Here is a 25,558-nt window from a genome sequence, read left to right as displayed (position 1 = left end):
CAGCCGTCACTAGAAGAATTCCATCTCCCGCTGCACCTTGGCGATGAAACGCTCGCGCGCCTGAAAATCCGTCAGGTCCACCGCATACTGGGCCAGATACGCGCATTCGGCCGCAGGATGCACCATCGCACGCAGCACCCGCTTGATATTCTTGCGCGGCGGATCGCCGGCCAGGAACGCGCGCGGCCGGGTGCCGCCATAGGTCACGACGCCGGCGAGCTTGGTGATGTTGTGCAGCTTCATTTTGACCCGGCCATCGATGTGATCGAACATCACCCCCGGGATCAGCACGCGATCGAAGAACCCCTTCAGAATCGCCGGGAACCCGTAGATCCAGACCGGGTGCACGATCACCAGCGCATCGGCGGCCAGCAGGCGCTCCACATAGGGCTTCACATTCCGCTGGTTGGCTTCGAGGTCGTGATAATCGAGCCGCTCCTGGCGGGTGAGGACCGGCGAGAAATCCTCGGCATAGAGATCGCAGTCGTCGACGACATGCCCGGCGTCGCGAAGGGTATCGACCACCGTGCGGTGCAGGCTGGCGTGAAAGCTGTCCTCGACTGGGTGCGCATAGAGCACGAGTACTTGGCGCTTTGGCCGCTCATGGGGAAGGACGACATATTCGAACGGGTATCTCATACCACCCACGTTGCAAGTTCGCGGCCAGTCGGCGATCGCGGAGAACGCCGGTCCCGGGCGCGCCGGGGTCGCAGCGCCACGCCCTGCGGGCAGGCATGCTGTTCAATTTTTGAGCAGATCGCGGCATCCGAAACGCCCGCATGTCGGCTGACAGCGCGATCCCGCACGGCATGGTCCTTGCAAACTCATCCAGCAGAGAGACTTAGGAGATAATCATGCTGGTCACGCAACAACCGCTCCTGCGACGGTTCTGGCACCCCGTCGCCCCTGCAACCGCGCTGGACGACAAGCCCATGGCGTTCACGCTCCTGGGGGAAGATATCGTCCTGTGGCGGACGGCCGACGGATCGCCCGGCGCCTTGCGCGACCGGTGCTGCCATCGCACCGCAAAACTGAGCCGCGGCTGGACCGACGAGGGCTGTCTCGTGTGCGGCTATCACGGCTGGACCTATGACAAGACCGGCGCGGTGACCGATATCCCCCAGCGGCCCGACGGCGGCATCCCGAAGGGGCTGCGCACGGATTCTTACCGCGCCGCGGAACGCCATGGCGTCATCTGGGTCGCGCTCGACTCCCCCCTCTACGACATCCCGGACATGCCCGAGACTGCCGATGCCGCCTACCGCCGGGTCGACGAGTTCCACGAGGTCTGGAACGCGCCGGGCCTGCGAATCATGGAGAACAGCTTCGACAACGCCCATTTCTCCTATGTCCATGCCAAGAGTTTCGGGATCAACGAGGAACCGGAGCCCGCGCCGCTTTCCATCGAACCCACCGCCGACGGGTTCATCATGCGCGCCGTCGTGCCGGTGAAAAACCCGGATATTCAGAAGAAGAATCTGAAGCAGGATAGCGACCGCACGGTGCGCAACTATGAAAAGACCTGGTATGCGCCGTTTTCGCGCAAGATGAAGATCACCTATCCGGACGGGCTGATCCATATTATCTACACCCTGACCGCCCCGATCGACGACGGCCGGTCCATGGTCACGCAATTCGCGATGCGCAACGACACCGAGGCCGACGCACCCGCCGCCGACATCATCGCCTTCGACCGCCAGGTCACCCAGGAAGACATGGCCATTCTGGAGATCTGCGATCCCGACGTGCCGTTGCGCGCGGCGCGCGGCGGCGAGGTCAGCATTCCCTCCGACGAACCCGGGCTGGAAATGCGTCGCCAGCTGCTGAAGCTGCTGATCGCCCATGGCGAAGCCGAGGCCTCAGGCCTCGAGAAGGCGGGGTCCGAATGGGCGGCCTAACCAGCCACGGGCGCTATGAATACAGTCCGATCGTTTCGCGGCCGCTTTATGACTGGCCCAAAGGCCAGGGACTGGCCGTATATCTGGCGCTGAACATCGAGCATTTTCCATTTGCCGAGGGCATGGGAATCCCGCTGGCCAACGCGCAGCCCGAGCCCGACGTGGTCAATTATTCATGGCGCGACTACGGCAACCGTGTCGCCGTCTGGCGGTTGCTCGCGGAGTTCGACCGGCTCGCGCTGCCCGCCACCGTCCTCGCCAACACCGCGATGTATGATCACGCACCCGCAGTGATGGACGCCTTTCGCGCGCGCGGCGACGAGTTTGTCGGGCATGGAATCACAAATGCCGAACGCCAGGGCGACATGTCCGAGGCGGCGGAGCGCGACCTCATCATACGCACGACGGCCACACTGACGGCGAAGGAGGGGCACCCGCCGACCGGCTGGATGGGCCCCTGGGTCTCGCAGAGCCGGGCGACCCCGGACCTGCTGTCGGAGGCCGGCTACAGCTACATGATGGAATGGGCCGCGGACGACCAGCCGATCTGGATGGCCACGCGCGATGGCGGGCGTATCCTCGCCATCCCCTATCCGCGCCCGTCGAACGACATACCCGGCCTCCACGGCGCCGGCCACACGCCGCGCGACTATGCCGATATCCTGATCGACCAGTTCGACGAAATGCTCGAACAGTCGCGCGCCATGCCGCTGGTCTTCAATCTGTCTCTGCATCCGTTCCTGGTCGGCTGGCCCTACCGGCTGCGGCACATTCGGCGCGTGCTGGAACATATCGCGGCGTTCCGTGACGACGTCTGGCTGACCCATGCGGGGCGCATCGCGGCCCATATCGAGACGCTGCCCGAAGGCATTGTCCCCGCGCCGCCCGGTCGAGCGACGCCCTAGGCGGCGTTGCTCGCCAGAATCTCGGGCGTCAGTTCGTCATGGATCCCGCCCACCACGTCTTCCAGCATGGCATCGGCGCCGTCCAGGAAGAGTTGCCGGGTCACGCCTTTCACAATGCGCGGCAGGGTGTACTTCATGTTGCTGCTGGATGATGACAGCGGCCCGAGGCTCAAATCTGCCCCTCGTGACACGTTGAACACGCGCGACAACCAGGGTGCCGTGCCCGGAACTTTCTCGGTAAACTCTCCGAACTTCCCGAGATACGGATATCCGTTCAACCGGACATCCTCACGCTCGATCGGGGGCGTGTAGCGTTCGCCCCACACCGCGATATCATCAATCAGGGACGCCATCTCGGGCCGGCTCCCGAGATCCGCATAATTCCCGGTCGCCAGGATCAGGTAATCGAATTCGAACGTCTGCGAACCGGTTCCAACCCGCAGGCTGCCATCCGCCGCCAGCTCAACCTGCTCCCAGGGCGAAGCCGGATGCAGGGATATCGCGTCATAGGACATCGCCTTGGTAAAAGTCGGTTCCGGCGGGCCCTGGCCGATCGAATAGAGGTGCTGCACATAAGACCAGCGGTGCGCGTCGCGAAGCTCCGGGAAATGTGAGAGATAGCCCGAGTTTTCCATCCTGCGGCGCGGGTTTTGCGTCGGGATCTGCGCGCGTCGGAAACATATCCTGGCACTTACCGCGCCGGCGTCGACCGCCGCGATTGCGGCGTCGTAGGCTGACGCGCCGCTTCCCAGAACACCGATCCGCTTACCGGCGAATCCGCGCATGTCGATGATTTCGTTCGAGTGTGCCCAAAGCCACTTGGGCAGCGCCCGGATGGATGCCGGGATACTGCGGCTGCCGAGGCCTTCGGTCCCCGTCGAAACAATGACCGTGCGCGCATGAACATGTTGTGCAGTCCCGGCCCGGTTTATCGTCAGGCGCAACAGGTCATCGTCCACCGGCACAATGTCCTCGACAAGGGAGTCATTCTGCACCGGCACATTCAGTATCCTGCGATACCAGATCAGGTAGTCCATCCACATCACACGCGGGATGCGAAACATATCGTTCCAGGCATCACAACCGAACTGCGCCTCATACCAGGCGCGGAAGGTAAGGTTCGGGAACCCGATATCGAGGTTGGTCATCTGCTTCGGCGTCCGCAGCATTTCCATCCGCGCAAATGTGACCCAGGGCCCTTCCATGCCCACAGGGTTGGAGTCGAACACGCGCACATCCGGCACGCATTCCCGGGCCAGCGCGAAGGCCGCGCCCAGTCCATACTGGCCGCCGCCTATGATCGCGCAGTTCAGCACGCCGCCATCTGGCACTTCCGGGCGGGGAAGAACCCAATCCTGGTCGGGAAACGCCATGATCTCGAGATCGTGGCGGATCAATTCTTCAAGTGCATCGAGGCCAATGGGATCCGGCATGGCGGTGTCTTTCTATTGCGGTTCTTATCTCAACAACTGCAATCGACATACCAGACGCGAAGGCCTGCATATCCGGCATGACGGAGCTCCGGCGGGCTGCCGGTTGCCTGATTTACCGTCAGGTTGCTCAAAGCATGGGCGTTCGAACGCCGGACCGGTGCGAACACAGGACGGTTCCCGGGCATAGCGCTGGCACATGGCTTGCAGTTTCAGACGGCAAGGAGATTCAGCAGATATGACCAACACGCGCACACTCACCCCCAGCCTGATCACGTCCGAGGCGTTTGCCCCCTATGGCGATGTCATCGAGGTGACGGAAGACGGGGTCCCTTTTGGTGATCACGACGCCCAGCTGGATCTGAGTCACGGGACGCCGCGCTTCTACATCATGCGCCTGCCCAACCGCGGCATGGGCTTCGACCGGATCACGCGCCACAAGCAGGTCACCCAGTGTCTGGCCTCGGTCGGCGGAGCGGATTGGTACATCGCGGTCGCCGCCCCGTCCGACCCGCCCGGGAAAGAACCCGAACCCGACGAGATCAGGGCCTTCCGGGTACCCGGAGACGTGGCGATCAAGCTGCATCTCGGCACCTGGCATGTGGGGCCGTTTTTCACACCTGCGGAAGTCGGCTTCTTCAATCTCGAACTGGCCGACACCAACATCGTCGATCACCAGGATTGCGACCTGCTTTCCAGCTATGGCGTGGATCTGGTTCTGCAGCCGTGATCGCCGCGGCAATTCGTTAAAACGCGCCATTTCGGTGACGCTGCACTGCACAATCCGCATGCGGCCTGCACACGAGATGAACATTTACGGAATCCCGACACCGCGCCGAATCCCGGAATTCCGCGACTTGGGGATCGAGGCCGCTGTGGCATAGCGGTTGCAAAGCTTACCGGTAGTTGATCGATGCACGCTGGCAACGGCCAAGGCAAAACCCGCCGGGAACAGCACCTTCGATCGGATACCACCGCCGCCCCGGTCAATCCGGTACGGCAAACTGAAGAAGGAACAGGGTTAAAATGGCTAAAAAGAAAGCACCAGATACGACCAACACGAAATCCGGCGTTTCACGCCGCAAATTCGTCGCGCTCGCTGGCGCCGGCGCCGCAGCCGCGGCCGGCTCGACATTCATTCCCAAGACCGTGTACGCGGCCACCAAGAGCAAAGTGAAGCTGACGCTTGGCTGGTTGCCCCAGGGCACGACGGCCTGGTCATACGCCGCACTGCAGTTCTGGGAGAAGGAAGGCATCGAGGTCAGCATCGAAAAGGGTTCGGGCTCGGCACTCGCCGTCCAGCAGATCGGCCAGGGCCAGTACGAGTTCGGCGTTCCCGCGGCCCCGAACGGAATCCAGCAGGCGATCAAGGGCCTGCCACTGATCACGATGGCAACATTGAGCTACGACACGTCCATGGGCGTGGTGGTGCTCGACGATTCCCCGATCAAGGCACCGAGCGAACTCGGCGGCAAGACGGTCGGCTCGACACTTACGTCGGGCGAGTATCCCTTCCTGCCGGCCTTCTACAAGAATGTCGGCGTCGATGCGGAAACCATCAAATCCATCGCACTCGACAACAAGGTCCGCGAACGTGCGCTGATTGATGGTCAGGTGGATGCCATTTCGGCCTTCGGCACCAGCGCGGTTCCGAAGGTGCTGGCAGCCGGCAAGACACCGAAGGTGTTCCTGTATTCGAAGTTCGGCCTGCCCTTCTACGGCAACTCCCTGATGACATCGCCGGCCTATTTCGAGAAGAACAAGGCGCTTTGCGAGGCTGTCGCCGTCGGTCTGTGTGAAGGCGTCAAGGCAACCCTGCTCGACCCGGAAGCGGCGATCGCGACGATGTTCGACGTAGTGCCGGAATTCAAGCTGTCGAGCACGGCGAAGCAGCAGGCCGATGTCGGCCTCGGTCTCTGGGCGGCGCTCGCCACGGTGCCGGAGCAGACCGAGAACGCGATCGGCTTCACGAGCCCGACGACCTATGCCTCGATGACCGACACGATCTACGCGTCATCGTCGAAGCCCGGCGATACCAAACCGGATTCAGCGGGTCTGTTCACCAATGAGTTCGTGGGCGGCGTCAAGCTCAACGCGGCCGAATGGGCTCAGGTCAAAGAGACTTTCGGCACCTATTCAGCACTCGTCAGCTAAGGACCAACAATGGCTTTGCTTGAAGAAGTACAGGCCGATACCTCCGGCGTTCCCTCGGGAACGCCGGAGACCTACCTTTCAATCGAAGGCGTCGGCAAGACCTACAACCCGAAATCACGACGCGCGGTGAACGCCGTCGCACCGACAGACTGCACCATCGAGTCCGGTCAGTTTGTCTCGCTCCTCGGACCCAGCGGATGCGGGAAAAGCACTTTGCTGATGATGGCCGGCGGACTCGAAGACATTACAGAGGGCGACATCTCCGTCGGCGGCACCCCCATGACCGGACCGCGCGAGGATATCGGGATCATGTTTCAGGACCCGACCCTGCTGCCATGGAAAAGCGCGATCGAGAACGTGATGTTCCCCTATCGCGTGTTCAAACGCCCGCCGGACGATCTTCGCGTTCGCGCCGAGGCCCTGCTCGACCAGGTCGGGCTGCACGGATTCTACGACCACAAACCCGGCCAGTTGTCGGGGGGCATGCGTCAGCGTGTCGCGATCTGCCGTGCCCTGATTTACGAGCCCGAACTGCTGCTCATGGACGAGCCGTTCAGCGCGCTCGATGCGATTACGCGCGATGAAATGAACGCCGTGCTGATGCGCATGTGGGAGAGCTATCACAAGACGGCATTGTTCGTGACGCACTCCATTCGCGAAGCCGTGTTCCTTTCCGACCGGGTGCTCGTCATGAGCAGCCGGCCAGGCCGGATCATCGAAGACATCACCATTCCGTTCCCGCGGCCGCGCACGCTTGAGATCGGCGAAACCACCGAATTCAACGAAATCTGCGGGTATCTGCGCGGGCGCATCGAACATCAGAGTTTGCCTGGAATGGCAGACGACTGATCCAACATCTGACTTGATAAGAGCATCAGTATGACCGATTCAGCACTTGGCGTTCGCAAAGTCTGGCAGCCCCTGATTGTGCGCCTCGACGAGGTCGGCATCGACATGGGCACGCTCCGAAGCTTTGCATATCCGGCTCTTTTTGCGGCGGGCATACTGGCTCTCTGGGAGTTCCTGGTCACCTATTTCGACTACCCTTCGGTCATCCTGCCGGCGCCCAGCCTCGTCTGGATCGCGCTGATCGAACGGTTCGATCTCATCTGGTTCCACACCGTTCCGACGATGCGCGATTCGATCGCGGGCTTCTTCGTCGCCATGCTGCTGGGAATCGGCTTCGCCGCCGCGATCACCATCAACAAATATGTCCGTGATTCCGTATATCCTCTTCTGGTGACAATCCAATTGGTCCCCAAGGTCGCCTGGACACCGCTGTTCATCGTCTGGGCCGGAATTGGATGGGAGTCCCGGATGTCGATCGCAACCTTTATCGCATTCTTCCCGATCCTGATCTCCATGGTCGCGGGCCTGCAGAGCACGGACAAATCCCTCGTCCGCCTTTGCACGGCGCTCAAGGCGTCGAGTTGGCAGACCTTCTGGATGGTGCGCCTGCCGGCGTCCGTTCCCTACTTTTTCAGCGGCTGCAAGATTGCCATCACGCTGGCGGTCATCGGCGTCATCGTCGCCGAGTTCATTTCGTCATCGGAAGGTCTCGGTTTCCTCATTCTCCTCGGGGCCTCGAACTTCGAAACCGACCTGATCCTCGCTTCGATCACCGTGCTGTGCCTGATGGGGCTGGCTTTCTATGGCCTCGTCCAGGCCGCGGACATACTCACAAGCCGGTGGATGTCACGATGACCATTGCGCCAGATCCCGCCAAGAGCCTGCGCCCGGGCATACGCCTGCAGGAAATGATTATCGCAAATGCGGCAGACTGGTTCCTGCGGCTGGCGCAACCGGTCCTCGCCGCAGCCGTACTGATCGGATTGTGGGAACTCGGAGTGCGAATGACGGGCGTGAGCCCGGTCATCCTTCCGGCACCGAGCCTCGTCGCACAAACTTCGATCGAGTTCTTTTCGCTGATGATTCAACAGGCCAGCCCGACATTCTGGGCCGCGGTCTGGGGAATCCTGGCCTCTGCGGTGCTCGGTATTTTTCTCGGGACGCTCGTGTCCTACTCGAAAACCATCATGGATACGATCTACCCGACCGTCGTGTTCTTTCAGCTCATCCCGAAGGTCGCACTGGCACCGGTTTTCGTCCTGTGGTTCGGCAAGGAGATCGAAGCGACAATCCTTTTCTCGGTCTTCATCGCGTTCTTCCCCGTCCTCGTTGCAACAATTTCCGGGCTCAACGCGACGAACCCGACATATGAGCGCATGGGGAACTCGTTGATGGCGAGCCGCCTGCAGATTTTCATGCGCATCAAGTTCCCTTTCGCCTTGCCGTTCATTTTCTCTGGGCTGCGCCTCGGGGTCACATTCGGCATCATCGGCGTCATTCTGGGCGAATTCGTCTCGGCCGAACGCGGGTTGGGCTACCTCATCATGTTCGCGGCCGAGAATTTCGAAACCGCCCTTTTGCTATCGTCAATTCTGCTGCTGCTGGGCGTCGGCATTCTGATCTTCGCAATCCTGCTCGTCGTCGAAGCCTTCGTGATGTCCATCTACCGCGTCCAGTAAGGCAAGCCTGACGTTCGAGCGTCATGAAAAGTCCGGAATATTCAATCAACGCCCATTCTCTGGTTTCAGAGCAGGCGGAGAGCGTCGGTGGTGTTGCCGACGAAGGATCAGCACCAGTCAGGAAGAGTTAACCCTATGAGCATGACCGAACTAATCGAAATACTGGAGGAAAACGGCAAAGCGGTGCGCGCATATGGTGCGAGTGCACGCGCATGCCGTGACCGGCTCAAGGCCCATCCCGACCAGTCGGCCGCATACTTCCTGCTCACCGTCGCCGCAGAGAATTTCGTCAACGCCTTCGATGACCAACCGCTGATCAGTCAAAGGGTCGAAGACGAGTTTCTGCGCTTCAAAAGCTACATCGATCTTCTTCATGCCGCCGAGCAGGGGGGGGACGCGGACGCCAAGCTTGCGACCCTGAACCGCATCGCTACCGAAATCGCAACCAACGACCTGTTTCGCCCGACAAGCGAGCAAACTGTCGATGCAAAAAACTGAACACGGAAACCACGGCAAACCAGACCTCGTCATTCGCGGCGGTACAGTTGCCACCGCCGGCGGCATCAGCCGATGCGATGTCGGTATCTCCGGTGGCCGGATTGTCGCTTTGGCCGAGAATCTCACCGCGGGCACAACGGAAATCGACGCGGCCGGACACCTCGTCCTGCCGGGCGGAATTGACGCACATTGCCATCTCGACCAGCCGCAAGCAGAGGGGCTGGCGTCGGGCGGCGCGGTCATGGCGGACGGTTTCGAGTCCGGCTCCCGGTCCGCCGCATTCGGCGGCACCACGACGATCATCCCGTTCGCCGTACAGCATCGCGGGCAGTCCGTACGCGCGGCCGTTGCCGACTATCACCGCCGCGCCGCGGGCCAGTCGCATATCGACTATGCGTTCCACCTGATTGTCTCCGACCCGACCAATGCCGTTCTCGGCCAGGAATTGCCCGCGCTCGTCGCGGCGGGACATACATCGATAAAGGTCTACATGACCTACGCGGCGATGGTGCTGTCCGACCGGCAAATTCTCGATGTCCTCGCCCGGGCGCGCGAACTGGATGCGCTGGTCATGATCCATGCCGAGAATTTCGAGTGCCTGTCCTGGCTGACCGAGCGGCTGGAGGCCGCCGGCAAGACCGAACCCAAATATCACGCGACGTCGCGACCCGGCGTCGTCGAACGTGAGGCGACGCATCGCGCCATTTCACTCGCCGAGATCGCCGACGTACCGATCCTGATCGTTCACGTCTCCGGGCAGGAAGCGGCGGACGAGATTCGCCGTGCCCGGGCAAAGGGCGTCAATATTCTGGCCGAGACATGCCCGCAATATCTCATGCTGACAGAGGCCGATCTCGACATGCCCGATTTCGAGGGCGCCAAGGCCATGTGTTCGCCGCCGCCCCGCGACGAGGCGAGCCAGGAGGTGTTGTGGCAAGGCCTCAAGGACGGGCTGTTTGACATTCTGTCTTCCGACCACGCGCCCTACCGGTTCGACGATGACGGGAAAAAGCGGTTCGGAACCGACGCGCCATTCGCCAAGGTGGCGAATGGAATGCCGGGACTGGAGACACGCGCGCCCATCCTGTTTTCCGAGGGCGTGATCGCGGGCCGAATAAGCCTGGAACGCTTTGTTGAACTCAATTCGACGAACGCGGCCCGGATCTACGGACTGTATCCCCGGAAGGGCACGATCGCGGTCGGTTCCGACGCGGATATCGCAATCTGGGACCCGGAGAAGCGCGTCGTCATCGAGAACAACATGCTCCACCACAATGTGGATTACACGCCATTCGAAGGGATGTCCGTCCAGGGGTGGCCCATGACCGTTCTGTCGAGAGGGAAGGTCATTTGCGAGAATGGCGAACTGCGGTCAGGGACCGACCACGGGCAGTTCCTCGAATGCGGCCCGCCCGGACCGGTGCAGCCCATGGTACCTGACGGGGATACACGCAGATGGGCATAGACCGGCAAATCGCTTCGCCCGCCGAGCTGAGACAGTTGGCGCGAACGGGTGCCTTCGCCGGGCTGACAACGGGCCACGCGCCCGGCTTCGTGCAGGCCAACCTCGCCATTCTGCCGGCCGAACACGCCGACGACTTCATCGCGTTCTGCGAGCTCAACGCGCGGGCCTGTCCGGTTCTGGCCGTCACCGTGCCCGGAGAACCCGCCATGCCGGCGCTGGGTCGGGATATCGACGTCCGGACCGACCTGCCCGGATATTGGGTCTATCGCGATGGCCAACAGACCGACAGCACGACCGACATTTCCGGCCTGTGGCAGGACAACCACGTGGCCGTCGCCATCGGCTGCTGGTTCTCCGTCGAGGAGGCGCTGCTGGACGCCGGGGTTCGCCTCCGGCATCTGGAGCTCGGCATCCAGGGATCCCTGTTCCGGACCGCACAGGATACGATTCCGGTCGGGCGCTTCGGTGGCCCGATGGTCGCCTCCATGCGCCCGTTTGCAGAACAGGACGTGGACAAGGTGGTCGAGGTGACCGGCAGGTTCGAAAAGGTCCACGGTGCGCCGATTCATATCGGCGACCCCGCCGTGCTGGGAATTGCGGATATCGGCAAGCCCGATTTCGGCGAAGTGCTGACGCCGGAACCCGGCGAGGTGCCGATCTACTGGGGATGCGGTCTGACGGCGCTGGCCGCCCTGGAATATGCACGATTGCCGATGTTCATCACCCACGCCGCCGGGTCGATGCTCGTCAGCGACCAGCGCAACGGCTCGCTGCAGAAGTGATGCCTCACATGTGAAGCGCCGAACCGGCACATAGGTACCGACGGCAGGTGATTGGTGCGCCCGGCAGGAATCGAACCTGCGACCTCGGGATTAGGAATCCCGCGCTCTATCCGACTGAGCTACGAGCGCCCGTCACGCGACGTTGTGCCCCTAATTAACGCCCGCGCAGCCCGCGCGCCAGCCCGTTCAGGCATGAAGGGAGTCGCTCAGACGCCGATAAACGGCTGCGCCAGTCGTGCGATCAGCCCGCGGAAGCGTAACGGCCGTTCGGTTACGGTGAGGCAGATGCAATCCGGCCCGGCCCCCGCGACCGGTCGATGCGCGACCTCCGCATCATTCACATCGACATCGCCACGTGCGAACGGCGCGCCCGCATCGGCATAGCTGCCCGCCAGCACGAGGGTCATCTCCATACCATCATGCCCGTGCTCGGGTACCGCCGTGCCGGCCGGGAACCGGAGCAAACGTGCGGTCGGTGCGCCGCGCCGCCCGGTTACGAGCGGGACCTGAAATGCACCTGCGCCGAGCCTCCGCCACTTCAGGGTATCGGCATCGCCTCCGGCATAGTCGCGCAAAGGCTGAGGCAATATCGGAATGCCGCCCGGCGCGTCCGTTTCACCGCTGGCAGAGGCGGCAGAGGAAGCATCGGGCGGGGTTTCTTCGTCGGCCAGTTCGGCCAGCGCCAGGGTGCGCGCCAGTGCCGCATCATCGAGTACGGCCATCTCCGCGGCCGGCATGTCCTCGAGCAACGCAGCGCCGACGGCTTCAGCCATGTGAACATCGGACCGGCAGACCGGACAGAGCGCGGTATGGGTGGCGATCACCAGCGACCATGCCTCGTCCAGTTCGCCGGCGGCGTAGGCCACGAGAAGTTCGTCATCCGGGTGGTGATGAATGGTCATCGGCGCGCTACTCATAGCTGTCACCGATCGTCGCCTTCACGCGCCCGAAGGCCAACCGGATACGCGATTTGACGGTCCCGAGGGGCAGGTCGAGGGCCGCGGCGATCTGGCTGTGACTCTGCTCGTCGAAGAAAGACATGTGCAGCACCCGGCGTTGATCCTCCGGCAGCGTGGCCAGCGCCGAGCGAATTTGTGCGGCAATCTGTTTCTGTTCCAGAACCGCGTCGCCCTGGGGCGGCGGGTTCGGCACCAGCGCTGGGTCATGGGGGTCGAGTGCGGGACGGTTGATGCGGCGGAAGGTGTCGATGCGCAAATTCCGCGCGATCGTGAAGATCCAGGTCGAGGCGGCAGCCCGCGCGGGATCAAATTGCGCCGCCTTGCGCCAGACACTCGCCATGGTCTCCTGCGCCAGTTCCTCGGCCTGGGAATCGTCCGACCCGAGACGCAGCATGTAGGACTTCACCCGCGGCGCGAAATGCCGAAACAGGGTCGCGAACGCCTCCCGGTCCCGGTCGGCCACGGCGCGCATGACCTCGCTCCAGTCCGGGGCCTCACCCTGCATCCTTGCTAGGCCTCTCCCTTGGGCGCGCAGGCCGACAACCGGATTCGCGCACCATGCGCCCGAGGCACGCCGGGAGCGCGCGGGCCGTTTTTCATCACCATAATGGTCGTCAGCATACAGGGCTTCGGCGTACATCTAGAATTCCCTTCAGGAACTCTTACGCCTGCCTGTCCATCCCGGATCACCCCGAACCACCCCCGACGGGTTGAATCGTATTCCGGTCCGCCCGACCTATTGGGCAGGCCGCACCGTTTTGTACCAGTCGAGGATTTCCTCGCCCGTCCACACGAACGTGTCGTCGCGGTTGCAAACATGCTCGAGAATGCGTCGGATTTCCCGCGCCCGGTGGGGTACACCCATGATGTAGGGATGCAGTGTGAAGCACATGATCCGGGTCGAGCCTGGTTCGGCAGTGGCATCCTCGATGAGCTGATCGAATTCGCGGATCGCCCGGTCGCCATATTCCTGGGCGCGATGGCCCTGGATGAGCTGCATCGCCAGGTCGTTGAGTTCCTGAGTATAGGGCAGGCCGACCAAGGTGCCGGACTTCGTGCGCAGATCGACAGGCTGATCGTCCATCACCCAGTCGGCGACATATTCGAAACCCGCCTCGTGCAACCAGTCCACCGTATCGTGGGTCTCGGCCAGGGCCGGCCCGAGCCAGCCCTTGGGGTCGCGGCCCGAATAATCGCGCAACTTCTTGAACACCCGGTGGATCATGTCCTCCTGGTCTTCGACCGCTGGCAGGGCGCGCTGAATCCAGCCATGGCCGCACAGATCCCAGCCGGACTCGAGCGCCGAATCGACGATCTGCGGATACTCGTCGCAGACGGTGCCGTTGAGCACCAGCGTGGACTTGGCGCCGAACTCGTCGAAAATGCGCTTGAGACGCCAGAAGCCGACCCGTTGGCCATATTCGTGCCAGGCCCAGTTGGGGATGTCGGGCACCGATTTCTCGACCCCGCCCGGCGGGTTGACCACCGTGCGCGGCATCGGGTTCTGAATCACCCAGTTTTCGACATTGATGCAGGGCCATACCACGACCTTGCGGCCCTCGGGCAGGGGCAGCGGCGCGCGGCCGTTGATGGGGTTGTAGTCGATTCTGTCGGTCGGCCAGTCGAGGCTCATGTCTGTCTCCCTGTCATGCGCGCCGCGGCGGCGCGAGTGGCTTTGGGTGTGCCCGGCCTAGTCGCCCCGCACACGTACCAGTTCGTATCCGACCCCGTCACAGTCGGGATAGATGTCGGTCTTCTCTGTCGATACGCGCGCGGCGACAACCTCATCGAAACCGAGGCAAACATCGGTGATCTCACCGACCAGGGTTTCCTGCAGATTGATGTGCCGGCCCTCGACGATCTCGAGGATGCCCGTGCGTACCCGGTCATAGTTGAACACCTCGGTGATCGAATCCAATTCCGGCACGATGTCGGCGCGCAGATACAGCACCATGTTGATCCGGACCGGCTGGGTGCGGCCCTTCTCGTGCTCGTGCACACCCATGTGAATGTCGAGCATCAGGTTACGGAAGAATATCTTCCGCACTTCGGGCCAGCGGTCGAGCAGGCGCTGCTCGACCGGGTCGGTCACGGCCATATCGGTTGCCGGTACGTTCATTCAGAACTGTCCTTCGTCGGGTCTGGGTCAAGGAACATAACGTCACGCGCACTCGGCACCAAATGCTGCCCGCCATCGACCAAAATCGTCTCCCCCGTCACCGCCCGCGCGCCCAGCAGGTACAGAACCGCACCCGCGATATCCTCCGGGGCCGACCCACGCGCCAGCGGGGTGCGGCCATGGACGGTGTCGAACTGGGATTGGGGCTGATCGCCGCTCGGCAGGGTCAGTCCCGGGGCCACGGCGCACACCCGGACGGACGGGCCATAAGAGATTGCCGTCATCTCGGTGAGCGCGGCCAGGCCGTGTTTCGACAAGGTATAGGACAGGAAATCCGGGTTCGGGTTGGCCAGCTTCTGGTCCAGGATATTGACGATGACACCCGCTTCGCCGGCGGGCAGCCGGGCGGCAAATGCCTGCGACAGGATCGCCGGCGCGCGTAGATTGACCGCCATGACCCGGTCGAATGTCGCGGCATCGACATCGTGCGCCGTGTCCTCGACGAAAACGGATGCATTGTTGATCAGGCAGCCGAGCCCGCCCGTCAGCGCATGCGCCTCATCGAGCAACCGGCGGCACGCCGCGGGATCCGACAAATCCGCCGCCAGGGCGACCGCCCGGCCCCCGGCCGCAGTGATCGCGCGCACGGTTTCTGCGGCGTCGTTTGCGGACCGATTGTGATGGACGACGACATGCCAGCCCGCTGCGGCGAGCGCCTCAGCCAGGCAACGCCCGATGCGTCGCGCCGCCCCCGTGATCAACGCGCCGCCCATCTCACCCATGGTCCGAGCGCCCGTTGCGGCTAGTCGATGATGTCCGAAAAGGGGATGTGATAGTAGATGGTGGCGATCTCGGTACCGGGGTTGTTGTCACCCAGGCTCGCATTCGAGATGTGGCTCACCGCCAGCGACATGCGCGAGCGGTCATCGAACCGGTACCCGAATTCGAGCTGTGAGCGGAACTCGATCGTGTGCCCGAGATCCTTGCCGTTGCCGTCGGCATAGGCGCCGGCACCGAAGCTGGGGGTGAAGACCCAGCGGCGGCCGAAATACAGATCGACGAGAATGCCGCCAACGCCGTAGACCGCCTGATCACTGGTTGCCTCGATCCCGATCCAGGGTTTCACGATCCCCGCCAGCTTGTAGTCGGAACGATACTCGGCGCGAAAGTCGAACGCGTCCTTGTCGTCATTCCAGTCATACCAGCCGCCGCCAATCACCAGAAAATCGGGGTCGTCCGCCATCGCTGCAGGGGCCGTGAGCGCGAGGGCCACAACCGCCGTCGCCATAATGCTTGTTAACTTTTGCACTTTAATCCCCCTGTATCGATCGCAGGAGCTTTCCTGCGTGACTACCATCATACGAGATCATGGGCCCGACGAAAACTCCCGATCGACAAGCTTACGTGACTTCCCGGAGACCTTCCACCGCGCGCAGCAGTGCCGCGCGGGTTCCCGGTTCGAGCGCCGAATGCCCCGCATCCGGCACGATCGAGTACTCTGCCTCGGGCCAGGCGCGCGCCAGCCGGTCCGCCGTCTCGATCGGACACACCATATCGTAGCGGCCCTGGACGATCGTGGCCGGCAGATGGCGGATGCGGTCGATGCCTTCGAGAAGCTGGTCCGGCGCCAGAAAGGCGCCATGGGCAAGGTAATGCGCCTCGATCCGCGCAAGCGCGAGCATCCCCTTGCTGTCGGACATCGCCGCCACCGCATCAGGGTTCGGGCGCAGCGTCGAACAACGGGCCTCGTAGGTCGCCCAGGCGCGCGCCGCGGGAAGATGCACGCCCGAATCCGGGTCGACCAACCGCCCCAGATAGGCCTGCAGCAGATCGTCGCGTTCCGCCGCGGGGATGAAGCCGGAAAAATCATGCCACGCCTCGGGGAAGACCCGCCCCATGCCGCCCAGAAACCATTCGACCTCGCGCGGCCCGCAGGTAAAGATTCCGCGCAACACCATGCCGAGGCAGCATTGCGGAAAGGCCTGACCATAGGCGAGCGCCAGGGTGGAACCCCATGAACCACCGAACAGATGCCATTGCGCGACATCGCGATGGACCCGCAGGGCCTCGAGGTCGGACAACAGGTGTGCGGTCGTGTTGTCGGTCAGGCTGGCGGGAGGTGTCGATCGGCCCGCGCCACGCTGATCGCACAGAATGATCCGGAAATAGTCCGGGTCATAGAACCGGCGATGCACGGCCATCGTTCCCGCGCCCGGCCCGCCATGCAGGAACAGGATCGGCACCCCGTCCGGGTTGCCGCACTCCTCCCAGTACATGACATGGGTTCCGTCCAGGTCGAGCATGCCGCTCTCACGGGCGTCGATGGGTGGGAACAGATCCGTACGCAAAATACTCTCTCCTGTCGCGGAACCGCGGCATGTGGGCGCGCGGCAGCCGAGAAGTCAACCGCGCGGGCGATCATCTTCCTGCCGCAATGCCATGACACCCTGCCCTCAATCAAACGCTATAATTCGCTCATGGCAACCATCCGTTTTCTCCTTGTCTGCGCATTGACCCTTGCCGGCGCTATCGCCGGTACGGCCCCCGGCGTGGGCCCCGCCGTCGCGCAGGTGCCCGACGGGCTGCAACGCGGCGGTGCGGCGCAGGTGATCGCCGTGATCGACGGCGATACGGTTATTCTCGATGACGCCCGCGAGGTCCGGCTGGTGGGGATACAGGCGCCGAAACTGCCGCTGGGCCGCCCCGGTTTCGAGAAATGGCCGCTCGCCGACGAGGCCAAGGCCGCCCTCAAGGACCTGGTCCTGGGCAAGCGCGTGTACCTGGGATATGGCGGCCGCAGCATTGACCGGCACGACCGGCTGCTCGCCCACCTGTACACCGATGACGGCGTGTGGATTCAGGGCGCGCTGCTGGCCGGCGGTTTTGCGCGGGTCTACAGCTTTCCCGACAACCGCGCACTGGTGCAGGACATGCTGGTGCACGAGCATGCGTCGCGGGAATCGGCGCGGGGAATCTGGTCCCATCCCTACTATGCCGTGCTCGACCCCATCGCCAGCGCCCGTCATCTCGACCGATACGCGCTGGTCGAGGGGCGGGTGAAGGATGTCGCGGTCGTCCGGGGCCGGACGTTTCTGAACTACGGGTCCGACTGGCGAAACGATTTCACTGTTTCCGTCGCGCCGCGCGACTGGCACCGCTTCAACGACGCCGGCATTTCCGCCGACGATTATCTTGGGCGTCGAATCCGCGTGCGCGGTTGGCTAAAATCGCGAAACGGTCCGCTGATCGATATCACCCACCCGGAACAGATAGAGGTTTTGTCGAAATGACGATGCACCCCCGCCGAAACGCGCGCTTGACGCGCGTAATCCTTGCCGCGGCGACACTGTTCCTGGCCGCCTGTTCGGTCAACCCGGCAACCGGCGAACGCAATTTCACGGCCTTCATGTCGCCCGAAGACGAGCTGAAGATCGGACGCGAAGAACACCCCAAAATCATCCAGCAGTTCGGCGGCACCTATAATGACCCCAGGGTCACGGCCTATGTCGACCGTATTGGACAGGGTCTCGCCCAGGTCTCCGAACTCCCCGACCTCGAATTCACCTTCACGGTTCTCGATGACGATATCGTCAACGCCTTCGCCCTGCCCGGCGGCTTCGTCTACATCTCCCGCGGCCTGCTGGGTCTGGCCAATACCGAAGCGGAACTGGCGGGCGTGCTGGGCCATGAAATCGGCCATATCACCGGGCGCCATTCCGCGCAGCGCCACAGTCAGTCGGTCCTCGCCGGGATCGGCACCGTGGGTGTCGGCATCCTGAGTTCGGTGTTCCTCGGCACCTCGGCGGTGGGGGACGCCGTCGGCCAGAGCGCCGGCGTGTATCTCCAGGGCTTTTCGCGCGAGCATGAATTCGAGGCCGATACGCTCGGTGTGCGCTATCTCGCACGCACCGGCTACGAGACCGGCGCCATGGCCTCTTTCCTGTCGTCGCTTGAGGCATACAGTGCGCTGGAGGCCAAGGTCAGCGGCCTGCCGGACCCCGCCTCGCGCTACAACATCATGTCCACCCATCCGCGCACCGGCGATCGGGTGACCGCGGCCACCCGGGTCGCCAACGTCAAACCGGTTGCCAACCCGAAGACGGGCAACCGCGAATATCTTGCCGCCATCGACGGCGTCATTTTCGGCGATTCCGAAAACGAAGGCTATGTGCGCGGCCGTCGCTTCGTCCATGAGCCCGCGAATTTCATGTTCGAGGTGCCGCAGGGCTTCACGCTGTTCAACGGCGCCCAACAGGTGGCCGCGCGGGGACCGGACGAATCCCTGATCCTGTTCAGCGGCGGGAAAATACCCCATCGCGGCGACATGACATCCTATCTCACGCGCGTCTGGGCCAAGAACACGTCCCTGGCGGATGTCGAGACCATCGACGTCAACGGGCTGCAGGGTGCGACGGGGCGCACCCGGATTCGCAACCAGACCGGCACTTTCGACGCGCGGCTGGTCGCGATCCGCCATGATCCGGACAACATCTACCGGTTCATGTTCCTCACCCGGCCCGCACAAACGGCGGCGCTCAGCGAAGAACTGCGGCGCACCACGTTCAGTTTCCGGACGCTGACGGCAGCCGACCGGGCCCGCTACGGCCCCTGGCGGATCGAAATGCGTGTCGTGCGCAGCGGTGACAACGTGGCGGGGTTATCGCGCAATTTGCCGATGGAGGGGCCGAAGGATGAATGGTTCCGCGTCCTCAACGGCATGTCTCCCGGTCAGGAACCGGCGCCGGGACAGGTGGTCAAAATCGTGGTGGACTAGCGCGCTGCGGATCCGGCGGTCAGACCTCGAGAGTTTCGATCAGTTCACCCCCGGCGGTGAAACAGCCCGCCGCGAGCGCCCCGCCGCGACCCGCACCGCCATCCAGCGAGACCATGAACGGCGTTTCCCGCACGCCGCGATTCTGCCGGTCGTAACCGCACACGATACGCGCGAATGATTCATAGGGTTCGCTGAAATCGTCCATATCCCCGGGCGGCCACCAGAAGCTGTCCTTCTGGGTCTCCAGCGGCCGCGCGGGATCGATGCCCGCATTGACGAACAGCATCCGCGACTGGGAGTCCTCGCCGATATTCACGGCGGCGCGGCGCAGGGCCGACATGATCTGCGTATGGCCGGCCGAGGCATTGACGCGATCGCGCAGATCAGATGTCCAGCGCGCGCATGCTGCCGCGCCCGCGCGCGTGGCAACCTGCCCTTCGGCCACGCTGCCGCCATAAGCGGCGATGGTGGCGCCGACGCCCTGGTCAAGCATCCACGCCAGAACGTCCGCCGGGTTGAGCGCGAGCTGCAGTTGCAAGAGCTTGTGCCACATCTCTTCCTGCGCACCGCGCAACACGGAAACGTCGGCCGCGAACATCCCGTGCGCAGAGATAACGGCGCTCCGGAATCGCAGGATTTCGTCAACGCTCTCGCGGACGCCATCGCCATGTCCGAGGAAATTTCCGAGATAGACGAGCCGGTCGCCGGGCTCGAAGCGGTCCGCGATCATGCGGTGCAGACGACGCAGCCGGTCGGCCTCGCCATGGACCGCGCCGACCGCCCAGACCCTGCGGCCGCCATGCAAGACGGCGATCTTGTCTCGATTGACGACGATGGGTGACATGCGGCGCTCCTTCGGCGGCACGATGAATCAGTGGTTCGCGTCGCCGCAAGGAGAGATTGCGCGGTGTACGAAAACGAAAAAGCCGGGTCCAAGGGAGCCCGGCTCTTCGATCGAACAACGCGTTCATGCAGGTCGGCTGGCTAGGTCGCGAGAATGCCTTCCAGCTTCTCGACGGCGCCCTCATGATCGGAGCTTTCAACGGCCGCGAGCTCACGCGCCAGACGGTCCAGCGCAGCCTGATACATCTGCCGCTCGGAATAGGACTGATCGGGCTGATCTTCCTTGCGGTGAAGGTCGCGAACGACCTCCGCAATGAAAATTGGATCGCCGGAATTGATCTTCGCCTCATATTCCTGGGCACGGCGGCTCCACATGGTGCGCTTGATCCGGACGCGGCCCTTGAGGGTTTTCAGCGCATTGTCCATGACCTTGCGGCTCGAAAGCTTGCGCAGGCCCGAATCAACAACCTTGTCGATCGGAACCTTGAGGGTCATCCGCTCACGCTCGAAACTGATGATGTAGAGCTTGAGCTTCTGGTCCACGATTTCATGGGTCTCGACGCCGGTCACCTGGCCGACGCCGTGGGTCGGGTAAACGACGAAATCGCCGGCCCCGAATTCGAGCTTCACCTTCTTCGCCGGCGTGCGCTTGGCGGCCGGCTTTGCCGGCGCGGCCGCTTTCGCCGTGGTAGCGGGCGCAGCGGCCCTCTTGGCGGCAGCCTTCGGCGCCGCGCTTTTCTTGGCCGCCGCCTTCGGCGCGGCTTTCTTCGCCGCGGGCTTCTTTGCTGCCGGCTTCTTGGCCGCCGGCTTGGCCTTCGGAGCGGACTTTTTCGCCGCCGTCTTCGCTGCCGGCTTGGCCGCCGGCTTGGAAGCGGCCTTCGCGGTGGACTTCGCGGCGGATTTGGATGCCGTTTTGGCCTTTGCCGCCGGTTTTTTTGCCGCCTTGGTGGTTTTCGTCGTTTTCGCCATGTTCAGTTCCGTTACCTGTCTGCCGAAACGGGGCACAACCGCATACGGACCGCGAAATGGGCGCGATTCAAGGGGGTTAGCCGTATTCCAGCGTAGAATGCAAGAACAAGGGACGGCGACAGCCGTCCCTCGAATGACGCTCATTATAACAGATTTATCGCGGTTTTGGTAGGCAGCTGCGCCCGTCAGGCACCAGCTCGACGATAATGCCTAATCGCCGCTTCCCGGATTGGCGCTGAAGTACTTCTCGAACTTGCCCTCTTCGGACTTGAAATTGTCCGCTTCCGGCGCCTCGTCCTTCTTCGCGGTGATATTCGGCCACTTGCCTTCCGAATATTCGCGATTCATCTCGAGCCATTTCTCGGCTTCCGGCTCGACATCGGGAATGATCGCCTCGGCCGGGCATTCCGGCTCGCATACACCGCAATCGATGCACTCATCCGGGTGAATCACCAGCATGTTCTCACCCTCGTAGAAACAATCGACGGGGCAGACTTCCACACAGTCCGTGTACTTGCATTTGATGCAGGCTTCGGTGACGACGTACGGCATCTTCAGAATTCCTTTCGGCCAATCTCGAGAGAGGACTTACGAAGCTGCGCGCCGTCGGTCAAGCACCCGTTTACGCGCATCCCCGCTCTCCCTATCGCTAACGTAGATGAGGCCCGCAACGCGTCGCAACAAATTTGCCTCATGGTCGTGAACTTCACCGTCGGCATAAACCACCTCCCACAGCATCTCGATCATCCGGACGCGCTCGTCATGTTCGAATGCATCCTTCACCTGACGCGCAAAACCATACACCTCGACAAGATCTTCCGTTGCCGCATCCGCCGCCGCCAGCAGCGCCTCGATGTCGGGCGCATCGAGATCGAAACGGTCCCGCAACAGCGACCCGATCAGGGCCCGCTCACCGGCGTCATAGTCATCATCCATCCGCGCGGCCTCGACCAGGAGCGCCGCCGCCGCAAGTTGCAGCTCATCCGGGCCGTGGGCGCGCGCGGGTGCGCCGCCCGCATCCGGTGAAAACATGGATTTCAATCGATCAAGCATGATCACCTCCCAAACCTGTCGCCATACATGAACTTGCCTTACATGACCGGGCGGGCGGCGAACAACCGACAGTCGTGTGAAGCAGAGCGAATTCGCAAAACCGCCTCAATTGTCACGCAGACGATCGAGGGCGCGGCGGTCGCGCTTGGTGGGGCGCCCCGCGCCCGGTTCACGCAGGCCCACCGCCGCCGGACGGGCCGGACGTGGCGGCATGGGCGGCGATATATCCTCATACAATGTGGCGGCTTCCGGCGCGGGGCCGCGGCGGGTCGCAAGCGCCGCAATGCGGATGACGCGTATGCGCGGGCCTTGCGAGAATGTCAGTACATCGCCGGCCCTCACCGACTGGTTCGATTTCCGGACCGGCACCTTGTTTACCCGGACCTGCCCGGCGCGGCACATGGCGGTCGCCAGGCTGCGGGTCTTGCAGAACCGCGCATACCAGAGCCACTTGTCGAGGCGCAGCGAGGCCGCGTTGCGGCCGGCCGGGCTTTCCGGCGCCGCCCCGCCTGCGCCCGCGCTCAACGTCCCCGTTCCTTCAGGACTGCCAGCGCCGCGAAAGGTGAATCGGGATCATAGGCCGGCGCCGCCTTCTTCGTCCTCGGTTTACCGGCTCCCTTCTTGCGGGGCGGTCCTCCCTTTTTGCCGGCGCCCTGCTTGTCCGCCACGCGATTGCCCTGCGCCTTATGGCCGGGGCGGTGCCGGGGCGCGCGGCGCGTGACCTTGATGACATCGTCCTCCTCGCGCACGGCGTAGCCGAAGCTGCGAATCATCCGGGCGAAAACATCGGCGGGGGCATCAATGCGCGACAACAGGTCGGGGCTGACCGTGAACGCGCCCGCCTTGGTACCACGCCGGATCGCCGCCGACAGACGCTCCAGCTCATCCGCGCGCACGGCAACAGGTCCGGCCGGACAGAACCCCAGCGACAGATACCAATGACTGTCGATCAACTCGGAGCGCGGCATCGCCGTGGCGCCACCGTCGGGCAACCCTGTCAGGGTTTCGGCAGCCTCGCCATCCGCACGAATGCGATACAGCATCGCCTTGAGTTCCATCACCCGTCCCTTGAGCAGGGCCGGCAGATAGACCGATGCAACGCCGATGCGAATCCCGACCTTGGCCAGCGCCTTGCGGTCTTCGTCGGTGAGGTGGTTGGCCGGATCATCGCCCTTCACCCGCGCGACGCATCCCAGGCCCTCGCTGAGACGGAAGGCGAGCCCCCGCGCGGCCCCGGAGAACTTCGCCCGGGTCAGCGCGAACAACGGCGCGAGATCGGCACCGAGCGTCGCCTCAAGCCACCCCTGCAGCCGCACCCGCATGTCTTCGCGCAACGGCACATCGAGCAAATCGCTCGGCAGCACTTCAACCAGCGGATGCAGAATGTCGGCACCGGACGTCAACCGCGCGACGGGAGCCTGCTGCCAGATGATCCGGGCGCCCGCACGATCGAGGGTAAAGGCCTCGTCATCGGCGCCGGCCAGTGCCGCGGTCCGAGCGCCGATCGATTCGCGGACGGCGCGGTTGGCGGCGGCCATCAGCCGCGGGCTCGCCGCAACCTCTTCATCCAGCGGCACAAACCGGAATCCGTCGAGCCGGCCGACCTCCTCGCCCTCGACGGTGATGGTTCCTTCATCCGACACGCCCGCCAGCAATTTGTCCTTCTCGCGCAAACCCCGCGTGATCACCGACGCCTTGCGGTCGACGAAGCGCTGGGTCAGGCATTCATGCAGGGCATCGGAGAGCTTGTCCTCCAGTTCCCGCGCCCGGGCCTGCAACCCGTCGGGGTCATCGAGCCAGGATTGCCGGTGGGAGATATAGGACCAGGTGCGCACCCCGGCGATCCGCGCCATCAGCGTATCGATATCGCCATCGACGCGATCGAACTGGCCGATCGAACGCTCGATCCAGTCGGCGGGAATACGCCCGGCCTCCGCCATCAGAAAACGGTAGATGCGCGCCACCAGGCGTGTGTGGTTGCCCGACAGATCGCCGCTGAAGTCGGGAATCTGGCACGTGTCCCAGAGCGCGCGTACCGCCTCGGGGTTGGTCGCCATGTCCCGGATATCGTCATGCTCGCGCATCGCGAGCAGCGCGTTGTAATCATCCGTGGGTGGTGTGCGGCGGAGCTCACGGTCGGGGGGCGGTTCTTCGAGGCTGCGCTTGAGCGCATCGGCGGTGGAAAAATCGAGATTGGCGTTGCGCCAGAAGATCGACAGTACCGGATCGAATTCATGGGCCTCGACGGCCGCGACGAGTTCCGGCTCGAACGGGTCCAGGTCCGCGGTCGGGCCGAAGGTGCCGTCTTCCATGTATCTGCCCGCGCGCCCGGCGATCTGCCCCACCTCGCTGGGCGACAGGCGGCGGAACCCGTGGCCGTCGAACTTGGTCATGGCCGAGAAACCGACATGGGTGATGCCCATGTTGAGTCCCATGCCGATCGCATCGGTGGCGACCAGATAATCGACCTCCCCGGCCTCGTACATCGCCACCTGGGCGTTGCGCGTGCGCGGACTGAGCGCGCCCAACACGACAGCGGTGCCGCCGCATTGACGGCGCAGCAATTCAGCCAGCGCATAGACGTTCGCAGCGGAGAAGGCGACGACCGCGCTGCGCGGCGGCAGCCGCGTGAGCTTGCGGTATCCGCCATAGCCGAGCCTGGAGAAACGTTCGCGGCGCTCGATTTGCACGTCGGGGATCAGGCGGCGGATGATCGCCGCCATGGTCTCTGCGCCCAGCAGCATCGTTTCCTCGCGCCCACGCGCGCGCAGCAAACGATGGGTGAAAACATGGCCGCGTTCCGGATCGGCGCAGAGCTGGACCTCGTCGATCGCCAGGAAATCCACTTCCAGATCAAGCGGCATTGCCTCGACGGTACACAGATAATAGCGCGGATTGGCCGGCACGATCCGCTCCTCGCCGGTAATCAGCGCCACCGCGGCAGCACCCTTCAACTGCACGACGCGGTCGTAATTCTCGCGCGCCAGCAAGCGCAGCGGGAACCCGATCATCCCGCTGGCATGGCCGAGCATGCGGTCGATCGCGAGATAGGTTTTACCGGTGTTGGTCGGCCCCAGAACGGCTTTGACGGGACGGGAAGCATGAACGGACATGGCCCAAGCATCCCCACTCCCGCATCCGATTGCAACCGGTCACATGGCCCGACTAGAATCATGGCTCG

27 protein-coding genes and 1 tRNA gene are annotated in these 25,558 nt (G+C 63.4%); 12 read left to right on the top strand and 16 right to left on the bottom strand.

Annotated features, from left to right (window positions below; genetic code table 11):
• Positions 1-9 precede the first annotated feature (9 nt).
• Positions 10-639 carry an NAD(P)H-dependent oxidoreductase gene (locus ABJ363_05535; GenBank protein ID MEP4378443.1) on the bottom strand — a complete coding sequence of 210 codons (630 nt, stop codon included), beginning with the start codon at positions 637-639 and terminating at the stop codon, positions 10-12.
• 215 nt (positions 640-854) lie between these two features.
• On the opposite strand from ABJ363_05535, the gene ABJ363_05530 reads away from it, so the two are divergent.
• Together ABJ363_05530 and ABJ363_05525 are read left to right on the top strand one after the other, a co-directional pair.
• A complete protein-coding gene (locus tag ABJ363_05530) occupies positions 855-1,898 on the top strand; it encodes an aromatic ring-hydroxylating dioxygenase subunit alpha (protein MEP4378442.1) in 1,044 nt (347 codons plus the stop codon).
• The gene (locus tag ABJ363_05525) at positions 1,886-2,803 is read left to right on the top strand and encodes a polysaccharide deacetylase family protein (GenBank protein MEP4378441.1); all 918 of its coding nucleotides are present in this window, start codon (positions 1,886-1,888) and stop codon (positions 2,801-2,803) included. The genes ABJ363_05530 and ABJ363_05525 overlap by 13 nt, the downstream gene beginning before the upstream one ends.
• Here ABJ363_05525 and ABJ363_05520 read toward each other — a convergent pair.
• Positions 2,800-4,236, bottom strand: a complete 1,437-nt coding sequence (locus tag ABJ363_05520) for an FAD/NAD(P)-binding protein (protein MEP4378440.1) — start codon at positions 4,234-4,236, stop codon at positions 2,800-2,802. The two genes, ABJ363_05525 and ABJ363_05520, sit on opposite strands and share 4 nt — an antisense overlap.
• Before the next feature lie 235 nt (positions 4,237-4,471).
• Between ABJ363_05520 and ABJ363_05515 the strand changes: the two genes are divergently transcribed.
• From ABJ363_05515 to ABJ363_05480, 8 genes are all read left to right on the top strand, one after another.
• Complete coding sequence (locus ABJ363_05515) at positions 4,472-4,963, top strand: ureidoglycolate lyase (GenBank protein ID MEP4378439.1); 492 nt, start codon at positions 4,472-4,474, stop codon at positions 4,961-4,963.
• A 296-nt stretch (positions 4,964-5,259) separates the two neighbouring features.
• On the top strand, positions 5,260-6,387 hold the full coding sequence (locus tag ABJ363_05510; protein ID MEP4378438.1) for an ABC transporter substrate-binding protein: 1,128 nt from the start codon (positions 5,260-5,262) through the stop codon (positions 6,385-6,387).
• Between the two features lie 9 nt (positions 6,388-6,396).
• The gene (locus ABJ363_05505) at positions 6,397-7,236 is read left to right on the top strand and encodes an ABC transporter ATP-binding protein (GenBank protein MEP4378437.1); all 840 of its coding nucleotides are present in this window, start codon (positions 6,397-6,399) and stop codon (positions 7,234-7,236) included.
• Between the two features lie 30 nt (positions 7,237-7,266).
• Positions 7,267-8,091, top strand: coding sequence for an ABC transporter permease (locus ABJ363_05500; GenBank protein MEP4378436.1), 825 nt, complete (start codon positions 7,267-7,269; stop codon positions 8,089-8,091).
• The gene (locus tag ABJ363_05495; protein ID MEP4378435.1) at positions 8,088-8,915 is read left to right on the top strand and encodes an ABC transporter permease; all 828 of its coding nucleotides are present in this window, start codon (positions 8,088-8,090) and stop codon (positions 8,913-8,915) included. Before ABJ363_05500 ends, ABJ363_05495 begins: the two co-directional genes overlap by 4 nt.
• Before the next feature lie 135 nt (positions 8,916-9,050).
• Positions 9,051-9,413, top strand: coding sequence for a hypothetical protein (locus tag ABJ363_05490; GenBank protein ID MEP4378434.1), 363 nt, complete (start codon positions 9,051-9,053; stop codon positions 9,411-9,413).
• Positions 9,400-10,878 (top strand): dihydropyrimidinase, encoded by a 1,479-nt coding sequence (gene hydA / locus ABJ363_05485; protein MEP4378433.1) that lies wholly within the window; start codon positions 9,400-9,402, stop codon positions 10,876-10,878. The genes ABJ363_05490 and hydA overlap by 14 nt, the downstream gene beginning before the upstream one ends.
• On the top strand, positions 10,869-11,660 hold the full coding sequence (locus ABJ363_05480) for a DUF1445 domain-containing protein (GenBank protein MEP4378432.1): 792 nt from the start codon (positions 10,869-10,871) through the stop codon (positions 11,658-11,660). Before hydA ends, ABJ363_05480 begins: the two co-directional genes overlap by 10 nt.
• Before the next feature lie 52 nt (positions 11,661-11,712).
• Here the strand turns inward: ABJ363_05480 and ABJ363_05475 are convergent.
• The 8 genes from ABJ363_05475 to pip form a co-directional block, all read right to left on the bottom strand.
• Positions 11,713-11,789 (bottom strand) — tRNA-Arg (locus ABJ363_05475).
• Positions 11,790-11,866: 77 nt separating this feature from the next.
• Positions 11,867-12,562: a ChrR family anti-sigma-E factor gene (locus ABJ363_05470; protein ID MEP4378431.1), complete on the bottom strand. Its 696-nt coding sequence runs from the start codon at positions 12,560-12,562 to the stop codon at positions 11,867-11,869.
• A 7-nt stretch (positions 12,563-12,569) separates the two neighbouring features.
• A complete protein-coding gene (locus tag ABJ363_05465; GenBank protein ID MEP4378430.1) occupies positions 12,570-13,124 on the bottom strand; it encodes a sigma-70 family RNA polymerase sigma factor in 555 nt (184 codons plus the stop codon).
• A gap of 231 nt (positions 13,125-13,355) precedes the next feature.
• Positions 13,356-14,252, bottom strand: coding sequence for a polysaccharide deacetylase family protein (locus ABJ363_05460; protein MEP4378429.1), 897 nt, complete (start codon positions 14,250-14,252; stop codon positions 13,356-13,358).
• 57 nt (positions 14,253-14,309) lie between these two features.
• A complete protein-coding gene (locus tag ABJ363_05455) occupies positions 14,310-14,738 on the bottom strand; it encodes a dihydroneopterin aldolase (protein ID MEP4378428.1) in 429 nt (142 codons plus the stop codon).
• On the bottom strand, positions 14,735-15,520 hold the full coding sequence (locus ABJ363_05450; protein MEP4378427.1) for an SDR family oxidoreductase: 786 nt from the start codon (positions 15,518-15,520) through the stop codon (positions 14,735-14,737). Before ABJ363_05450 ends, ABJ363_05455 begins: the two co-directional genes overlap by 4 nt.
• A gap of 20 nt (positions 15,521-15,540) precedes the next feature.
• A complete protein-coding gene (locus tag ABJ363_05445) occupies positions 15,541-16,026 on the bottom strand; it encodes an acyloxyacyl hydrolase (protein MEP4378426.1) in 486 nt (161 codons plus the stop codon).
• A 112-nt stretch (positions 16,027-16,138) separates the two neighbouring features.
• Positions 16,139-17,089 (bottom strand): prolyl aminopeptidase, encoded by a 951-nt coding sequence (gene pip, locus ABJ363_05440; GenBank protein MEP4378425.1) that lies wholly within the window; start codon positions 17,087-17,089, stop codon positions 16,139-16,141.
• Between the two features lie 126 nt (positions 17,090-17,215).
• Here pip and ABJ363_05435 point away from each other — a divergent pair, with 126 nt between their 5' ends.
• Both ABJ363_05435 and ABJ363_05430 read left to right on the top strand, forming a co-directional pair.
• Positions 17,216-18,028, top strand: a complete 813-nt coding sequence (locus ABJ363_05435; protein MEP4378424.1) for a thermonuclease family protein — start codon at positions 17,216-17,218, stop codon at positions 18,026-18,028.
• A 26-nt stretch (positions 18,029-18,054) separates the two neighbouring features.
• Positions 18,055-19,512 carry a M48 family metalloprotease gene (locus ABJ363_05430; protein ID MEP4378423.1) on the top strand — a complete coding sequence of 486 codons (1,458 nt, stop codon included), beginning with the start codon at positions 18,055-18,057 and terminating at the stop codon, positions 19,510-19,512.
• Positions 19,513-19,531: 19 nt separating this feature from the next.
• On the opposite strand, the gene ABJ363_05425 is transcribed toward ABJ363_05430, so the two are convergent.
• From ABJ363_05425 to ABJ363_05400, 6 genes are all read right to left on the bottom strand, one after another.
• Positions 19,532-20,356 (bottom strand): hypothetical protein, encoded by an 825-nt coding sequence (locus ABJ363_05425; GenBank protein MEP4378422.1) that lies wholly within the window; start codon positions 20,354-20,356, stop codon positions 19,532-19,534.
• A 140-nt stretch (positions 20,357-20,496) separates the two neighbouring features.
• Positions 20,497-21,324, bottom strand: a complete 828-nt coding sequence (locus ABJ363_05420) for a CarD family transcriptional regulator (GenBank protein ID MEP4378421.1) — start codon at positions 21,322-21,324, stop codon at positions 20,497-20,499.
• Positions 21,325-21,534: 210 nt separating this feature from the next.
• Complete coding sequence (fdxA, locus tag ABJ363_05415) at positions 21,535-21,876, bottom strand: ferredoxin FdxA (protein MEP4378420.1); 342 nt, start codon at positions 21,874-21,876, stop codon at positions 21,535-21,537.
• Positions 21,877-21,912: 36 nt separating this feature from the next.
• Positions 21,913-22,377: a TerB family tellurite resistance protein gene (locus ABJ363_05410; GenBank protein ID MEP4378419.1), complete on the bottom strand. Its 465-nt coding sequence runs from the start codon at positions 22,375-22,377 to the stop codon at positions 21,913-21,915.
• Positions 22,378-22,482: 105 nt separating this feature from the next.
• Positions 22,483-22,902, bottom strand: a complete 420-nt coding sequence (locus ABJ363_05405) for an RNA-binding S4 domain-containing protein (GenBank protein MEP4378418.1) — start codon at positions 22,900-22,902, stop codon at positions 22,483-22,485.
• Entirely contained in the window at positions 22,899-25,490 is a 2,592-nt protein-coding gene (locus tag ABJ363_05400) for a helicase-related protein (GenBank protein ID MEP4378417.1), read from the bottom strand. The genes ABJ363_05405 and ABJ363_05400 overlap by 4 nt, the downstream gene beginning before the upstream one ends.
• Between the last annotated feature and the right edge of the window lie 68 nt (positions 25,491-25,558).

It is taken from the genome of Alphaproteobacteria bacterium (assembly GCA_039980135.1).
Lineage (GTDB): Bacteria > Pseudomonadota > Alphaproteobacteria > UBA6615 > UBA6615 > UBA8079.
Note: the sequence above shows the minus strand (reverse complement) of the source record. Positions and strands in the feature narration are given on the sequence as shown.

Bases quoted from the DNA above. Each gene is read 5' to 3' on its own strand.
- ABJ363_05490 (MEP4378434.1), top strand. From the start codon at position 9,051: ATGAGCATGACCGAACTAATCGAAATACTGGAGGAAAACGGCAAAGCG.
- fdxA (MEP4378420.1), bottom strand. From the start codon at position 21,876: ATGCCGTACGTCGTCACCGAAGCCTGCATCAAATGCAAGTACACGGAC.
- ABJ363_05525 (MEP4378441.1), top strand. From the start codon at position 1,886: ATGGGCGGCCTAACCAGCCACGGGCGCTATGAATACAGTCCGATCGTT.
- ABJ363_05435 (MEP4378424.1), top strand. From the start codon at position 17,216: ATGGCAACCATCCGTTTTCTCCTTGTCTGCGCATTGACCCTTGCCGGC.
- ABJ363_05465 (MEP4378430.1), bottom strand. From the start codon at position 13,124: ATGCAGGGTGAGGCCCCGGACTGGAGCGAGGTCATGCGCGCCGTGGCC.
- ABJ363_05515 (MEP4378439.1), top strand. From the start codon at position 4,472: ATGACCAACACGCGCACACTCACCCCCAGCCTGATCACGTCCGAGGCG.
- ABJ363_05425 (MEP4378422.1), bottom strand. From the start codon at position 20,356: ATGTCACCCATCGTCGTCAATCGAGACAAGATCGCCGTCTTGCATGGC.
- ABJ363_05450 (MEP4378427.1), bottom strand. From the start codon at position 15,520: ATGGGTGAGATGGGCGGCGCGTTGATCACGGGGGCGGCGCGACGCATC.
- ABJ363_05410 (MEP4378419.1), bottom strand. From the start codon at position 22,377: ATGCTTGATCGATTGAAATCCATGTTTTCACCGGATGCGGGCGGCGCA.
- ABJ363_05505 (MEP4378437.1), top strand. From the start codon at position 6,397: ATGGCTTTGCTTGAAGAAGTACAGGCCGATACCTCCGGCGTTCCCTCG.
- ABJ363_05510 (MEP4378438.1), top strand. From the start codon at position 5,260: ATGGCTAAAAAGAAAGCACCAGATACGACCAACACGAAATCCGGCGTT.
- ABJ363_05530 (MEP4378442.1), top strand. From the start codon at position 855: ATGCTGGTCACGCAACAACCGCTCCTGCGACGGTTCTGGCACCCCGTC.
- ABJ363_05445 (MEP4378426.1), bottom strand. From the start codon at position 16,026: ATGGCGACGGCGGTTGTGGCCCTCGCGCTCACGGCCCCTGCAGCGATG.
- ABJ363_05470 (MEP4378431.1), bottom strand. From the start codon at position 12,562: ATGACCATTCATCACCACCCGGATGACGAACTTCTCGTGGCCTACGCC.
- ABJ363_05400 (MEP4378417.1), bottom strand. From the start codon at position 25,490: ATGTCCGTTCATGCTTCCCGTCCCGTCAAAGCCGTTCTGGGGCCGACC.
- ABJ363_05520 (MEP4378440.1), bottom strand. From the start codon at position 4,236: ATGCCGGATCCCATTGGCCTCGATGCACTTGAAGAATTGATCCGCCAC.
- ABJ363_05500 (MEP4378436.1), top strand. From the start codon at position 7,267: ATGACCGATTCAGCACTTGGCGTTCGCAAAGTCTGGCAGCCCCTGATT.
- ABJ363_05495 (MEP4378435.1), top strand. From the start codon at position 8,088: ATGACCATTGCGCCAGATCCCGCCAAGAGCCTGCGCCCGGGCATACGC.
- ABJ363_05460 (MEP4378429.1), bottom strand. From the start codon at position 14,252: ATGAGCCTCGACTGGCCGACCGACAGAATCGACTACAACCCCATCAAC.
- ABJ363_05455 (MEP4378428.1), bottom strand. From the start codon at position 14,738: ATGAACGTACCGGCAACCGATATGGCCGTGACCGACCCGGTCGAGCAG.
- ABJ363_05420 (MEP4378421.1), bottom strand. From the start codon at position 21,324: ATGGCGAAAACGACGAAAACCACCAAGGCGGCAAAAAAACCGGCGGCA.
- ABJ363_05480 (MEP4378432.1), top strand. From the start codon at position 10,869: ATGGGCATAGACCGGCAAATCGCTTCGCCCGCCGAGCTGAGACAGTTG.
- ABJ363_05535 (MEP4378443.1), bottom strand. From the start codon at position 639: ATGAGATACCCGTTCGAATATGTCGTCCTTCCCCATGAGCGGCCAAAG.
- hydA (MEP4378433.1), top strand. From the start codon at position 9,400: ATGCAAAAAACTGAACACGGAAACCACGGCAAACCAGACCTCGTCATT.